The sequence below is a fragment of the Paraburkholderia bannensis NBRC 103871 genome, assembly GCF_000685015.1.
Taxonomy (GTDB): Bacteria; Pseudomonadota; Gammaproteobacteria; order Burkholderiales; family Burkholderiaceae; genus Paraburkholderia; species Paraburkholderia bannensis.
This window is the reverse complement of sequence record NZ_BAYA01000008.1, coordinates 58,972-72,678: the sequence shown is the minus strand read 5'-3', so window position 1 is coordinate 72,678 and position 13,707 is coordinate 58,972. Positions and strand designations below refer to the sequence as shown.

The 13,707-nt window shown below is 64.5% G+C and carries 12 protein-coding genes; 5 read left to right on the top strand and 7 right to left on the bottom strand.

Going from position 1 to position 13,707, the window contains the following annotated elements:
• Positions 1-92: 92 nt before the first annotated feature.
• The 3 genes from BBA01S_RS15130 to BBA01S_RS15120 all read right to left on the bottom strand — a co-directional run bounded on the left by BBA01S_RS15130 (position 93) and on the right by BBA01S_RS15120 (position 2,889).
• A complete protein-coding gene (locus BBA01S_RS15130; RefSeq protein WP_027817191.1) occupies positions 93-1,454 on the bottom strand; it encodes an aspartate aminotransferase family protein in 1,362 nt (453 codons plus the stop codon).
• 179 nt (positions 1,455-1,633) lie between these two features.
• Positions 1,634-2,047 carry a DoxX family protein gene (locus BBA01S_RS15125; protein ID WP_027817190.1) on the bottom strand — a complete coding sequence of 138 codons (414 nt, stop codon included), beginning with the start codon at positions 2,045-2,047 and terminating at the stop codon, positions 1,634-1,636.
• Positions 2,048-2,163: 116 nt separating this feature from the next.
• Complete coding sequence (locus tag BBA01S_RS15120) at positions 2,164-2,889, bottom strand: pirin family protein (RefSeq protein WP_027817189.1); 726 nt, start codon at positions 2,887-2,889, stop codon at positions 2,164-2,166.
• A gap of 125 nt (positions 2,890-3,014) precedes the next feature.
• Between BBA01S_RS15120 and BBA01S_RS15115 the strand changes: the two genes are divergently transcribed.
• The 4 genes from BBA01S_RS15115 (at position 3,015) to BBA01S_RS15100 (ending at position 7,123) form a co-directional block, all read left to right on the top strand.
• Entirely contained in the window at positions 3,015-3,923 is a 909-nt protein-coding gene (locus BBA01S_RS15115; protein ID WP_027817188.1) for a LysR family transcriptional regulator, read from the top strand.
• Between the two features lie 435 nt (positions 3,924-4,358).
• Complete coding sequence (gene ahpC, locus BBA01S_RS15110) at positions 4,359-4,922, top strand: alkyl hydroperoxide reductase subunit C (RefSeq protein ID WP_027817187.1); 564 nt, start codon at positions 4,359-4,361, stop codon at positions 4,920-4,922.
• A 191-nt stretch (positions 4,923-5,113) separates the two neighbouring features.
• The gene (gene ahpF, locus BBA01S_RS15105) at positions 5,114-6,715 is read left to right on the top strand and encodes an alkyl hydroperoxide reductase subunit F (RefSeq protein WP_027817186.1); all 1,602 of its coding nucleotides are present in this window, start codon (positions 5,114-5,116) and stop codon (positions 6,713-6,715) included.
• A gap of 141 nt (positions 6,716-6,856) precedes the next feature.
• Positions 6,857-7,123, top strand: a complete 267-nt coding sequence (locus BBA01S_RS15100) for a cupin domain-containing protein (RefSeq protein ID WP_027817185.1) — start codon at positions 6,857-6,859, stop codon at positions 7,121-7,123.
• 20 nt (positions 7,124-7,143) lie between these two features.
• Here the strand turns inward: BBA01S_RS15100 and BBA01S_RS15095 are convergent, their stop codons facing one another.
• The 4 genes from BBA01S_RS15095 to mprF all read right to left on the bottom strand — a co-directional run bounded on the left by BBA01S_RS15095 (position 7,144) and on the right by mprF (position 11,803).
• A complete protein-coding gene (locus BBA01S_RS15095; RefSeq protein WP_027817184.1) occupies positions 7,144-7,428 on the bottom strand; it encodes a HigA family addiction module antitoxin in 285 nt (94 codons plus the stop codon).
• Positions 7,429-7,438: 10 nt separating this feature from the next.
• Positions 7,439-7,723, bottom strand: coding sequence for a type II toxin-antitoxin system RelE/ParE family toxin (locus BBA01S_RS15090; protein WP_042297249.1), 285 nt, complete (start codon positions 7,721-7,723; stop codon positions 7,439-7,441).
• A 91-nt stretch (positions 7,724-7,814) separates the two neighbouring features.
• Entirely contained in the window at positions 7,815-9,194 is a 1,380-nt protein-coding gene (locus BBA01S_RS15085; protein WP_042297247.1) for a virulence factor family protein, read from the bottom strand.
• A complete protein-coding gene (mprF, locus tag BBA01S_RS15080) occupies positions 9,191-11,803 on the bottom strand; it encodes a bifunctional lysylphosphatidylglycerol flippase/synthetase MprF (protein WP_027817181.1) in 2,613 nt (870 codons plus the stop codon). Before mprF ends, BBA01S_RS15085 begins: the two co-directional genes overlap by 4 nt.
• A gap of 683 nt (positions 11,804-12,486) precedes the next feature.
• Between mprF and BBA01S_RS15075 the strand changes: the two genes are divergently transcribed.
• A complete protein-coding gene (locus BBA01S_RS15075) occupies positions 12,487-13,650 on the top strand; it encodes a porin (protein WP_027817180.1) in 1,164 nt (387 codons plus the stop codon).
• Positions 13,651-13,707 lie beyond the last annotated feature (57 nt).

The following is a 13,707-nucleotide window of genomic DNA, read 5'->3' as shown; positions in this document are numbered from 1 at the left end:
GCGCGGCGCTTGTATCGCGCCTATCGCATCCGACACGCACCATCAGGCCGCCAAGCATAGCAAGGCCGTATGCAAATCCCCGATCTCGACGGCTAGCCGCACAGCTGCGTGAGACAGTCATCGAATGCTTCAAGCAGGCGGTCGACGTCCGCTTCGCTTGTCTCGGGGCACACCAGCATCATGTTGTGGAACGGCGTGATGAGCACGCCGCGATTGAGCAGATACAGATGAATGATGTGCTCGAGTTCGTCGTCCATCGCGGCGCGTGCTTCGCTGCCATTGCGCGGCGGCGTGGCGCAAAACTGGAACTCGCTGCGCGCGCCTACGCGCGTCACGCACCACGGCAACGCGTGGCGGGCGATCGTGGCCGTGAGGCCGTTCGCGAGGCGTTCGGAGAGCGCGAACATATGCGCATAAGCGGTGTCGGTCATGACCTCGGCGAGCGTCGCGCGCATCGCGCTCATCGACAACGCATTGGCCGTGAGCGTCGTGCCAATGCCCGAATGCCCCGGCGGTGCGTCGAGTTTCGCTTTCTGCGCGCGAGCCGCCAGTTCCGCTGTGAAGCCATAGACAGCGCAGGGCACGCCGCCGCCCACCGGCTTGCCGAGCACGAAGAGATCGGGTTCGATGCCATGCGCACGCGCATAGCCACGCGGGCCGCTGCTGATGGTGTGCGTCTCGTCGATCAGCAGCAGCGTGCCGTAGCGCTTGATGAGCGCCTGGGCTTCATGCCAGAAGCCCGCGTCCGGCAGCACCATGCCGACGTTGGTCATGGCGGGCTCGGCCAGCACGCACGCGACTTCGCCATCGGCGAGCGCGTTTTCCAGCGCCGCGAGATCGTTGAACTCCACCACGCGCGTATGCGGCAGCAGGTCGTACACCTGGCCGAGCAGGCTTGCACGCTGCGTGGCTTCGCCGTCGATGAGGTCGACAAATACGTCGTCCACGGTGCCGTGATAGCAGCCATTGAACACGACGATCTTCTGCCGTCCGGTGGCCGCGCGCGCCCAGCGCAGCGCGAAGCGGTTGGCGTCGCTTGCCGTCATTGCGAACTGCCAGTAGGGCAGGCCGAAGCGTTGCGCGAGCGCCGCGCCCACGGCGACCGCGTCTTCGCCTGGCAGCATGGTGGTATAGCCGCGCTGCGCCTGGCGTGCGAGCGCCTGCGCGACGGCGGCCGGCGCATGACCGAACATCGCGCCTGTGTCACCCAGACAGAAGTCGATGTAGCGATGTCCGTCCACGTCGCTGAAGGCCGCGCCGCGCGCGCTGTCCACGTACAGCGAAAACGGCGTCGACCAGTCGTTCATCCAGTGCAGCGGCACGCCGAACAACAGATGCTGGGCGGCCTGCGCGGAAAGCGCCTGCGATTTCGGGCGCGCGGCGATAAAAGCGTCGCGTTCGCGTGCGAGGACGCGCTGCGCGCGCTCCCAGTTCACGCCTTGACGGTCTTGCATGGACGGTTCCTCCAGTGCCTGGTTGGGTCTGCACCGATCGTCGCATGCACCTGCATCGAAGTAAATTCGGACAAATGGCATAGGCCATTCGGCTGAGTCTACAAAAGCGAAAAGGCGCGATACCGTTACGGTCATCGCGCCTTTGTCCGTCGCGCTCCGGGGGGAGCGCCGAAAGCAGCTTACTTGCGGTCGATCGAGAACTTGCCCGGGCCCGTCACAGCGAGGGCAAGCAGGCCGCCCGCGATGCTGACGTTCTTGTAGAAGTTAATCATGTTCGCCATCTGGTCAGCGCCGGTCATGTTCCAGAAGTGATGGCCGATGATTGCGGTAGCGACCGTATAAAGCGCAAGCAGCACGGCGAGCGGACGCGTATAGAAGCCCACGACAATGAGGATGCCAACCACGAATTCCATCACGACGGCGATGATCGCCGAGATCATCGGGGCGGGTGTGCCCACGTGCGCCATGTAATCGACGGTACCGGAAAAGCCGGTGATTTTCGACCAGCCGAACAGCACGAACAGGGCGGCCAGCAGGACACGCGAGATCAGCAGGACGACGTCGTTGTTCTGGCCAAAGAGGTTATAGCGCATGGTGTTTCTCCAGATTTTGCCGGCAGATGTTTATAAGGATCTACCGTTGCGGTTTTAAGTGGTTGAAGCAGTAAGAGCGTTTGTCTGCCGGGCGGCGAGCGCCCGGCAAGTCGGCTTTACGACCAGAGCTCCGACACTTCGATATTACGCAGATCGAACACCAGGACTTCTGCATCGTGTCCGTCCGTGAAGCTCAATTCGCGTTCCGAACGGATACGCGCGCCGTCGCCTTCGCCCAGCTCCACGCCGTTCAGCTTCACGCTGCCGCGCGCCACATGAACATAGGCGAAGCGGTCTGCGCCAATCTCGACCTTCGCGCTTTCCGCGCCGTCGAAGCGGCCGGCGTAGACACGCGCATCCTGGCGCAGCACCAGCGACTCATCGGCGCCGTCCGGCGAGAGAATCAGGCGCAGCTTGCCGCGCTTGTCTGCATCGGCGATGTTCTTCTGCTGATAGCGCGGTTGCGCACCCTTCTCGTTCGGTGCAATCCAGATTTGCAGGAAGTGCACGCCCTCGTCGGCCGAGTGGTTGAACTCACTGTGCGCCACGCCGGTGCCGGCGCTCATCAGCTGCACGTCGCCGGGGACGATCACCGAGCCGGTGCCCATCGAATCCTTGTGCTCCAGCGCGCCTTCCAGCACGTACGAGAAGATTTCCATGTCGCGGTGCGGGTGCTTGCCGAAGCCGCGCGCCGGGGCGACACGGTCATCGTTGATCACGAGCAGGTCGGAGAAACCCACTTGCTTCGGGTCGTAGTAGTTCGCGAAAGAAAACGTGTGACGCGAGCTGAGCCAGCCATGTTCACCGCGGCCGCGTTGGTCTGCCTTGCGAAGTTCGATCATTTTTTCTCTCCGGTCGAATCGGTTGCAATTCGTTGTCAGTTGCGATGGAGAGAAGTTTAGGTCAACCAAATCGGCTTAGATGGCCGTAAAATACGACTCACCGTCACTGTTTAGTGGACAATAAAATGCAACTCGACGACATGCGGATCTTCGTCAACACCGTTGATGCGGGCAATTTCACGGCGGCAGCACACCGGCTGCGGCTCTCGAAACAGTTCGTCAGCCGCCGTGTGGCCGCGCTCGAAGCCGACCTGGGCGCGCGCCTGTTGATCCGTAACACGCGCAAGCTCGCCGTGACGGATTTGGGGCACGACTTCTATGAGCGCGCAAAACGCATTCTCGGCGACGTGGTCGACGCGGAGCGCGCGATGTCCGATCGCCGCTCGGAACCGCACGGCCTGCTGAAAGTGAGCGCGCCGATGTCATTCGGGATGGCGCATCTGTCGCCGCTCGTCGCCGAATTCCTGCGTGAGCATCCGGACGTGCGCTTCGACATGGACTTGAGCGACCGCACCGTCGATGTGATCGGCGAAGGTTTCGATATGGCGCTGCGCATCGGGCGGCTGGCCGATTCCACGCTGGTGGCGCAGAAGCTCATCGACGTGCGCATGATCGCCTGCTGCAGTCCCGGCTATCGTCGCCGTCGGCGTGCCCCCGACACGCCCGCCGATCTGGCCCAGCACGCCTGCCTGCCGTACGGGCAACAAGGGCGCGCGCCGTGGGAATTCATGATCGACGGGGTCAGAACGCCGTTCGAGGTGCATGGGCCCCTGCGCGCCAACAATGGCGAGGTGATCCGCGACGCGGCTATCGCGGGCCTTGGCATCTGCTACCTGCCGGACTTCATCGTTGCGGGATCGGTCGATGCGGGACTGCTGGTCGAGGTGCTGGAGGACTTCATGCCGCCGTCCAACGCCCTGCACGCGCTGTATCCGCAGCATCGTGAAGCTTCCGTGACGATCCGGGCGCTGACGCAATTCCTGCGCGAGCGGCTGGCCGCGCGCGCGGCAAGGGCGCGTGGCGGGGCGCTTTGACGCGGGCTGCCCGCGCGCCATTGAGGAATGGCGGTTGCGCCTGCATCTAATTGGAGGTTGTGGCGGGACTTATGTAGCGTCAGGCCCGTGGAACCTCGCGGCCTCTCGCACGATCACAGCCGTTGCATGCCGCGGCCAGCTGCGCGCATGCACCTGGATGGCGCAAGAAAGTGGAACACGAAGCGCTGGCGCGTGAGGTGCAATGTCGCAGTTTCGTTGTATGCTCACCGCCCCGAGGGTTGTTCGGGCCGCCCGAAGTGGGTGGTGGCGGGCGCGGAACCCCTGCTGGCGGGCTTTTGAGGCCGATTAAGGGCTTTCACGGGGCCCGATAGGCACGGTTTATTCCTGCGATCAAAGCAACCAATTTTTCAAATGGGCGGAGTTCCCGTAACCTTCGTCCATACCTTTTCCCAACCCAGAGCGAGGAAACAACGCATGTCTCTCATCAACACGCAAGTCAAGCCGTTCCAGGCAACCGCATACCACAACGGTAAGTTCGTTCCGGTCTCTGAAGAAAACCTGAAGGGCAAGTGGTCGGTCGTCGTGTTCTACCCGGCTGACTTCACGTTCGTGTGCCCGACCGAACTCGGCGACCTGGCTGACCAGTACGCAGAATTCCAGAAGCTGGGCGTTGAGATCTACGGTGTGTCGACCGACACGCACTTCACGCACAAGGCATGGCACGACACGTCGGACACGATCGCCAAGATCCAGTACCCGCTGGTTGGCGACCCGACGGGCGCAATCACGCGTAACTTCGACGTCATGATCGAAGAAGAAGGCCTGGCACTGCGCGGCACGTTCGTGATCAACCCGGAAGGCGAGATCAAGCTGTGCGAAATCCACGACAACGGCATCGGCCGTGACGCGAAGGAACTGCTGCGCAAGGTTCAGGCAGCTCAGTACGTCGCATCGCACCCGGGTGAAGTTTGCCCCGCCAAGTGGACGCCGGGCGCAGAAACGCTCAAGCCGTCGCTCGACCTCGTCGGCAAGATCTAAGCGTCGTTTCATCGATGCGGTCGCATTGACCGCATGACGCTGAAGTCTCACTAGCTGTATTTCCGGGCCGCGCCTACGCGGCTGCGGCCCGGATGCCTGAATCGCCTGCTACAAAGCGGCGCAAATGCCAGGCAATACTGAGCAATAAACTCAAAGAATTCCCCCCGCTTCTTCTTTAGCCGGAAAACGCCATGCTCGACGCAAATCTCAAGACCCAACTGAAAAGCTACCTCGAAAAAGTCACGCAGTCGATTGAGATCGTTGCGTTCCTGAACGACGGCGAGAAGTCGCAGGAACTGCAGCAACTGCTGCAGGACATCGCATCGCTGTCCGACCGCATCACCTACGAAGAACGCCGTGGCGCCGCTGCTGGCGACGCGCGTACCCCTTCGTTCGAGATCCGTCGCGCCAATTCGGACGTGAAGGTCACGTTCGCCGGCATCCCCATGGGCCACGAATTCACGTCGCTCGTGCTGGCCCTGCTCCAGGTGGGCGGCCACCCGGTCAAGCTGGAAGACGAGACGGTCGAGCAGGTCAAGTCGCTCGACGGCGTGTTCTCGTTCGAAGTCTATATGTCGCTCACGTGCCAGAACTGCCCGGAAGTCGTGCAGTCGATCAACGCGATGGCGGCGCTCAACCCGAACGTGCAGATCGTCACGGTCGACGGCGCGCTGTTCCAGGATGAAGTCGAAAAGCGCAAGATCATGGCCGTGCCGACCATCTACCTGAACGGCGAAGTGTTCGGCCAGGGCCGCATGGGCGTGGAAGAAATCCTCGCCAAGCTCGACACGGGCGCATCGGCGCGCGCTGCCGAGAAGCTGAACCAGAAGGACATTTTCGACATGCTCATCGTCGGCGGCGGCCCCGCAGGCGCAGCGGCTGCGATCTACGCGGCGCGCAAGGGCATCAAGACCGGCGTGCTGGCCGAGCGTTTCGGCGGCCAGGTGCTCGACACGATGGCGATTGAAAACTTCGTCTCGGTCACGGAAACGGAAGGGCCGAAGTTCGCGACGGCGCTCGAACAGCACGTGCGCGCCTACGACGTGGACATCATGAACCTGCAACGCGCCGACGCCGTGGTGCCGGTCGGTCGCGGCTTCGAAGTGCGCACGCAAAGCGGCGCGACGCTGCGCGCGAAGAGCGTGGTGCTGGCGACCGGCGCGCGCTGGCGCAATGTCGATGTGCCGGGCGAGCAGGAGTACAAGAACAAGGGCGTGGCGTACTGCCCGCACTGTGACGGCCCGCTGTTCAAGGGCAAGCGCGTTGCCGTGATCGGCGGCGGCAATTCGGGCGTCGAGGCGGCGATTGACCTCGCCGGTATCGTGAGCCACGTCACGCTGCTCGAATTCGGCGCGCAACTGCGTGCGGATGAAGTGCTGCAACGCAAGCTGCGCAGCCTGCCGAACGTCACGGTGCACGTGAATGCGCAGACCACGGAAATTTCGGGCGACGGCCAGAAGGTCACGGGCCTGGCGTTCCTGGAGCGTACCTCGGGCGAGAAGCGTCATGTCGAACTCGAAGGCGTGTTCGTGCAGATCGGCCTCGTGCCGAACACCGAGTTCCTGAAGGGCACGGTGGCGCTGTCGAAGCACGGCGAGATCGAAGTGGACGCGAAGGGCCAGACGTCGGTGCCGGGTCTGTTCGCGGCGGGCGACGTGACGACCGTGCCGTTCAAGCAGATCGTGATTGCCGTGGGTGAAGGCGCGAAGGCTTCGCTGGCTGCGTTCGATTACCTGATTCGCTCGTCGGTGGACGAGGAAGAGGATGCCAAGGCGGCTGCCGCCGTCGCATAAGTTTTTTGCCGCGGGATGCCCCATGCGGACGCCGGCCAGTGGCCGGCGTTTTTTTTCGCGTGGTCGCGTCCGCAGCGCGCAGGCGTGCCACACTTCAAGCGGCGGCGTGCTGCCGCGTCGTCATTGAGCGAGGAGACTGCCGTGGATCGCGATACATTTATCCGTACGCTGGCGGACGAGGGCTTTCCTGAGCCGGTGCTCGTGACGCGCGAGCCGGGCCATATGGGCGAGCATTCGCATCCGTTCGAAGCGAAGGCGCTGATCGTCGCCGGCGAGATGACGATCAGCGTGGCCGGGCAGGAGCGGCTATATCGGGTGGGTGACGTGTTTCACGTCGCCGCCAATGTGCCGCACGTCGAGCATTACGGCCCGCAGGGCGTGCAGTATCTGGCGGGACGCAAGGGGTGAGGCGAAGCGGCGCGCAAGGATCAGGCCGCGAGGCGGCGCAGATCCGAGAGCTTGACGTGTCGCGCGGCTTCTTCCAGGTCGTAGTCGGCCTGCAACGTCATCCAGAACTGCGGCGTCGTGCCGAACACGAAGGCGAGGCGCAGTGCCGTATCTGCGCTTACGCTGCGTTCGCCGTGGACGATTTCGTTGATGCGTCGCGGCGGCACGTTCATGGCACGCGCCAGCGCGTTCTGGCTCATGTCCATCGGTGTGAGGAATTCGTCCTGAAGTATGACTCCGGGGTGGACGTTCGCGAGTTTTTTCATAGTCAGCGCCTCAGTGGTAGTCGACGATCTCGACGTCGTGGGCGTTTCCATTGTGCCAACGAAAGCAGACGCGCCATTGGTCGTTGATGCGTATGCTGTGTTGACCCGCGCGGTCGCCTTTCAGTTGCTCGAGCCGATTAGCCGGAGGAATGCGCAAATCCCACAACGTGTGGGCTGCATTGAGCATACGCAGCTTGCGACGAGCGATCTGCTGCATTTCGGCTGGCAGATGCCGCGAGCGTTCGCCTGCCCAGACGAGCGCGGTTTCCCGGTCTTCGAAGTTTTGGATCGCCATGCCAAAGCATAACGCCACGCGTCATATGACGCGTGGCGTTATAGTCGGACAAAGTCTGCCCTGAGTCAAGCAACAGTCAGAAACCCGAGCCTCACCCGCGCGCCGCAATCTCCCGCTTCCACCCTTCGATGATCTTCGCTGCGAGCGCGCTGTAGTCGCCATCGAAGTGATGGCTGCCGTTGGTCTTCACCAGATCGATGCCGGTGTTGGCCAGCGCCGGGCACAGCGTGTCCTTTTCGTCCGCGCCGTAGACGCATTGCACGATCGACGGCGGCACTTTCGCGAGTTCCGGCTGCACCTTGAGCGCCTTGTCGCTCGCCGGCATGCCGAGCCAGCCCACCACGCGAATCTGGAAGTCCGCATCGGGCGCGAAGCCCAGCAGCGACATATACGACACCTTCGCGCGCAGCGCATCCGGCAGGCGGTTATAGGCGAACGGCATGACATCGGCGCCGAACGAATAGCCCACCAGCGCGATGTGCTTCGCGTGCCAGCGCGACGCGTAGGTGTTGATCACGCGCGCGAGATCGTGGCTCGTCTGCGCGGGCGACTTCTCGCTCCAGAAGTAGCGCAGCGCGTCCCAGCCGATCACCGAAATCCCCTGCTTTTGCAGCGCTTCCGCAATCGTCTTGTCGAGGTCGCGCCAGCCGCCGTCGCCGGAAATCACGACTGCGAGCATGTCGGTCGGATGCGCGGCGGGCAGCTCGACGAGCGGCAGGTCGGAGACGTCTTCCTCGTTTTCCGCGGCCAGGTGCAGATGCGGCGCAGCGAGCGCGGCGAGCTTGTCGGCGTCGCTGACGTTGGCGGCGAACGTACGTGGCGCGGCGCCACTCGCCGTGGTCGCAGGCGCTTTCGTTGCGTTCGCAACCGTCGTCACGCCTTGCTCGAAGAAGCCCGGCAGGCCCTTGCCGCGCGAGAGCGTCGGATCGGCGGGGCAGGGCGCGAAACGCGGATCGAGCTTCGCAGCCGGATCGAGCGACACCGCTCCCGCCATCGTGTTCGCGGGCGCCTGCGAGAGCATGCGCTGCGCGATCAGCGCGCCTTCGCCGGTACCGATCGCGATCGGCGCGAAATACTGGCTCGACGCTTCCTGGCGTTCGAGCTGATGGCTGAGCGCTTCGGCGTCGCTGTAGAGCTTGTGGCAGGTCTCGTTCTTGACCGCTGCGAGGTTCGTGGCGTAACGCTCCTTGTCCACGCCCACCACCAGTGCGCCGTGATGCGCGAGCGCATCGGCGCGGGTCTGGTCGTCGGCGTTCCAGTGATCGCCTGCGGAGAACAGCACGGTGAAACCGCGCATCCCGCCGATGGGGCGCGTCACGGCGACATCGCCATAACGGCCGCCGGAGACATGCGTGACGGCGCTATGCGCCGGCGCCTCGGTGGCCTGCGCCTGAGTGGCGCCAAACGCGAGCAATGCTGCACCCGCCGCCGCGCGAACCGTGCGCGGCAGCGAGAAAATACGATGAATCATGAACGCCAGCCTCCTGCCAGCAACGAAAGATCCGCGAGGGTGATGAACACGCTCATCGAGCCCGAGGCGGCCAGATAACGCGGTTCCCAGCGTGGCGCGAACTTGTTCTTGAAGCCGCGCAGCCCCCGGAAGTTGTAGAACTTGCCGCCGAAGCGCCAGATCAGTCCGGCCAGGCGGTGCCACGACGACGCCAGCGGCGTCGGCCCCATGCCGGAAAGCGGCGCCATGCCGAGCGAGAGCGACTGATACCCGGCGGCTTTCAGGTGCAGCGCGAGCTGCGTGAACAAATACTCCATCGCGTAGGGCGAAGCGCCCGGCAGATGGCGCATGACGCCGACTGTCGCGTCGGTGTTCAGGTCGGTCGTCATGAAGGTGACAAAGGCGAGCGGCGCGCCGTTCTGGCGCACCAGCAGCACGTTCTGCGCGGCGAGGTAATCGTCCTCGAAAGCCGCCACGGAGAAGCTCTTTTCGCGCGCTTCGCGGTCTTCGAGCCACGCGTCAGAGATCGCGCGCAGCACCGGCAGGCTGTCGGCCATCTGCGCCGGTTCGATGTTCTCGAAGGAGAAACCGTCGCGTTCGCCGCGCTTGAGCGCGTAGCGCAGGTGCGCGCGCTGCGGGCCCTTGAGATCGAATTCCTGCAGCATCACGCGCGCTTCCTCGCCGAGCTTCATCAGCGTGAGACCGGCGTCGAGGTAGAGCGGCAGGGCGTCGGCGCGCACCTGGTAGAACGCGGCGCGCCCGCCATGCGTGTGCGCGAGCGCGACGAATTCGCGGATCAGCGCGGGCCATTCGTCGCGCGGGCCGACCGGGTCGTGCAGCGCGGCCCACGTGCGGCCGCGCTTGGCGTACATCAGGAAGGCGTTGCGCGACTGCGAGAACAGGAAGCTCTTGTCGCCCATCAGCGCGAGGCCCGCGTCGCTGCGTTCCTGCGCGCGCACGATGCGAGCGGCTTCGATGAGGTCTTCGCTCGCGGGCATGACGAAGCGGCCCGCCGCCGGACGCAGCAATTGCCACGAAGCGAGCGCAGCGGCGAACACGCCCGCGCCGAGCGTTGCGCGCAGCGCCCGCGGCGCGCGTTCGTCGAAGGCGAATTGCCACCACAGATGCTGCGAGTAGTCGACATCGCGGAAGGCGAATAGCAGCACCCACACGGCCAGCGCGATCACGCAGCCGACCGAGGCGAGCCACGCGGGCGTGAACGGCTCCTTGAACAACGACGAATGGCGGTTGAAGCGCCCGCGTGTGGCGATCAGCAGCGCGATCAGCACGCACAGGACGCCTGCTTCGACAAAAGCCAGGCCCTTGGTGAGCGACAGCGCGAGATTGGCGACCGCGAGAATGAGCGCGAGCCACCAGGCGGCGTCGAGGCGGCGCAGCAGGCCGCGTGCGACGAACAGCAGCAGCACGCCAAACAGGCTGCCGAGCATCTGCGAGCTTTCGAGCACCCACAGCGGCAGGAAGGTCTGCAGCAGCGCGATGCGCTTGGCGAACGCGGGCGTCGCGCCCGAGATCACGAGCATGCTGCCCGTCACGAAGGTGACGATGGCGAGGAACAGCGGCGCGAGCTGCGAGACGCCGTCGGCGCCGCGCTTCGCGAAGGTGGTGTTGAGCGGATTCTTGAGCGCGCGGCCTTCGAACACGGCGAGCAGCGCCGCCGACAGCGCGAGCGGTGCGCCGAAATAAATCGCACGATAGGCCAGCAGCGCGGCGAACACCTTCGAGCCGGGCACGCTGGCGCCGAGCGCGAACACCATCGCCGCTTCGAACACGCCAATGCCGCCTGGCGTGTGGCCGATCAGGCCGAGCAGCATGGCGGCGGTGTAGACGGTCAGGAAATCGGCGAAATCGAGCTGCGCATGCGGCATCACCGACCAGAGCGCGAGGCCTGCGCCCACCACGTCGAGCGCGGCGAGCAGCAATTGCGCGACGAGATCGCGGCGCGCGGGCACGGTGAAGCGCAGCCAGGCGCGCTTAAAGGGTTCGATCTCGCGGGCGCGGGCGGGGCAGGCGACGATCATCGCAGCGCCGAGCGTGAGCACGCTGCCGCCGATCCAGCGCAGCGCGTCGGGCGTGAGGTGCAGCAGGCCCGAGAGCGTGTCGGCGGACGCGACCATGCCGAGCGCGGCCATCAGCGCGAGGGCGATGGCGAGCGTGACGCTCGTGAACACGGTCATGCGGCCGATCTGCGCGGCGGTGACGCCCGCGGGGCCGTAGACGCGGCAGCGCACCGCGCCGCCCGTGAGCGCGCCGAAGCCCGTCACGTTGCCGAGCGCCGAACCGGCGATCGCGCCCACCCACAGCGCGCCGCGCGAGACGCGCGCGCCGAGGTAGCGCAGGCCGACGGCGTCGCGCCCGACGAGGGCGACGAAGCTGAGCGCCGTGGCGCCGAGCGCGCCAGTCCACTGTCCGGGGGCCAGATGCCAGAGCTGGCGGATCACCGAGCGGTAGTCCACCGATTTCGACAGGTGCTGGAACACGATCAGCAGCAGCGCGCAGATGCCGAGCGCCAGGGCCGGCGCCGCGAAGCGCTGCAGGCGCAGGACGCGGGCGCGGCGGCGCAGCGCCACGAGGGCGGCGCGCGCGAGGCGCGAAGGAGGCGTTTGGGGCATGGGTCGGTCCGGCGATTTCCGGATGCCGCCCAGGCGCCGTGCTGGCGTCCCCGGGGGCGACATCGCATGTTGGACGTTACGTTTGGGGGCGGCGGACCTGGCTGGCGGCCCGCTGCGGCGCGCGAAAACGTAAACGTTTGGTAAATGACTGGTAAAGCAGCAAACGCGCGGGGCGTCGGGACGGTTGACTACGTAGTTAAAGAAACCTCAAACGGGTTCGGATGAAAATTCGTTACTTTGGCGTGCGGGGACGGCATTTTACGCAATTGCCCTGCTCCGCTTCCGTTATTCAGGCGCGAATTATCCGGATTGTCACGATTCTTCATGTTTGCAAACACATCGAAACCCGGTCGCCGCGCAGACCGGCTTGCAATGACGCGCAAAGGAAACGGCGGCCATGCCAGGAGCAATTTGATTAAAAAGGCGCTTCGAACAGTCAGTGCCTGTTTGCACACGTATTGCTTCGTCGCGCGACTCAATGCATTACGGCAGCCGCCAACCCTTTCTGAATCCGCTGTTACCAAATCGAGACACGCTTTTTAATTCTTTTACTTCGGGTCACGGTGGAGTTAGTCTCAACCAGTCAAGTGATGTGAACTGCGCCGGGGATCCAGCAACGTGCGATCCCGCATGAGGTCTTGCATCGGATCGGAGCACGGGCTTCGATCGACAAGGAGAATGACGTGAAAAGATTCGCGTTGACTTCGCTTTCGCTTGTCGCGCTGGGCGCCGCCGGCACGGCACATGCCCAGACCAGTGTCACGCTCTACGGCACCATCGACACTTCGATCACCTACGTCAATCACGCCGACGGCAGCAAGAACCTCTGGTCGCTCGGCAACAGCAGCAACGGCAACCTGTCCGGCTCGCGCTGGGGCATGAAAGGCGCCGAGGATCTGGGCGGCGGCCTCAAGGCAATCTTCCAGTTGGAGAGCGGGTTCAATCCGTCGACGGGGTCGTCGGCGCAGGGCGGACGGTTGTTCGGCCGCCAGGCGTATGTCGGCTTGACCGCCGCGCAATATGGATCGCTCACGTTGGGCCGTCAGTACGATCCGCTGATCGATCTGGTGCAGGGCATTACCGAGGACAACTACTTCGGCTCGGCGTTCGCGACAGCCGGCGACGTCGACAACTACGACAACAGCTTCCGCGTGAACAACGCGGTCAAGTACACCACGCCCGTGTGGAACGGCTTGCAGGCCGCGGCGATGTACTCGTTCGGCGGCATTGCGGGCACGACGGGCTCCGAGCAGTCGTATTCGGCGGCGGTCGCCTATAACAATGGGCCGATCGCGGTTGCGGGCGGCTACTTCTACGCGGCCAACAGCCAGGCCGGTCTGGGCGTGCGCACGGACGGCTGGACGAGCACCTCGGACGGCACCTTCGACGGCCCGATCAACTCCGGCTATGCGAGCGCTCACTCACTTTCGATCGCGCGCGCAGCGGCGCAGTATTCGCTCGGCCTGTTTACGTTCGGGCTCGGTTACAGCAACGCGCAGTACGCGCCGGACGCGAGTTCGGTGTTCCGCGACACCGAGAAGTACAACACCGGCCAGGGCTTCATGAACTATCAGCTGAGTCCGGCGCTGCTGTTGGGCCTCGGCTACAGCTACACGCACGCCAATGGCGATACCAACGCGACTTACCATCAGGTGTCGATCGGCGCCGATTACAGCCTGTCCAAGCGCACCGATCTCTATATGACGGCCGCGTGGCAGCACGCGAGCGGCGACCAGGGCGACGGCTCGGGCGGCTCGATGCCCGCCGAGGCGTCAATTGGCTCGTATGGCTACAACGGGACGGCGTCGCAAACCATGATCAATCTGGGCCTGCGACACAAGTTCTGATCTTCCGACGACAACGATACGAGGAGCACAGACGCCGGGCGCGCCGATTCAAGGCGC

Coding starts and splice junctions, on each gene's coding strand:
- BBA01S_RS15120 (WP_027817189.1), bottom strand. CDS start 2,889: ATGATCGAACTTCGCAAGGCAGACCAACGCGGCCGCGGTGAACATGGC.
- mprF (WP_027817181.1), bottom strand. CDS start 11,803: ATGCCCCAAACGCCTCCTTCGCGCCTCGCGCGCGCCGCCCTCGTGGCG.
- BBA01S_RS15095 (WP_027817184.1), bottom strand. CDS start 7,428: ATGAAAAAACTCGCGAACGTCCACCCCGGAGTCATACTTCAGGACGAA.
- BBA01S_RS15090 (WP_042297249.1), bottom strand. CDS start 7,723: ATGGCGATCCAAAACTTCGAAGACCGGGAAACCGCGCTCGTCTGGGCA.
- ahpC (WP_027817187.1), top strand. CDS start 4,359: ATGTCTCTCATCAACACGCAAGTCAAGCCGTTCCAGGCAACCGCATAC.
- BBA01S_RS15085 (WP_042297247.1), bottom strand. CDS start 9,194: ATGATTCATCGTATTTTCTCGCTGCCGCGCACGGTTCGCGCGGCGGCG.
- BBA01S_RS15115 (WP_027817188.1), top strand. CDS start 3,015: ATGCAACTCGACGACATGCGGATCTTCGTCAACACCGTTGATGCGGGC.
- BBA01S_RS15130 (WP_027817191.1), bottom strand. CDS start 1,454: ATGCAAGACCGTCAAGGCGTGAACTGGGAGCGCGCGCAGCGCGTCCTC.
- BBA01S_RS15125 (WP_027817190.1), bottom strand. CDS start 2,047: ATGCGCTATAACCTCTTTGGCCAGAACAACGACGTCGTCCTGCTGATC.
- ahpF (WP_027817186.1), top strand. CDS start 5,114: ATGCTCGACGCAAATCTCAAGACCCAACTGAAAAGCTACCTCGAAAAA.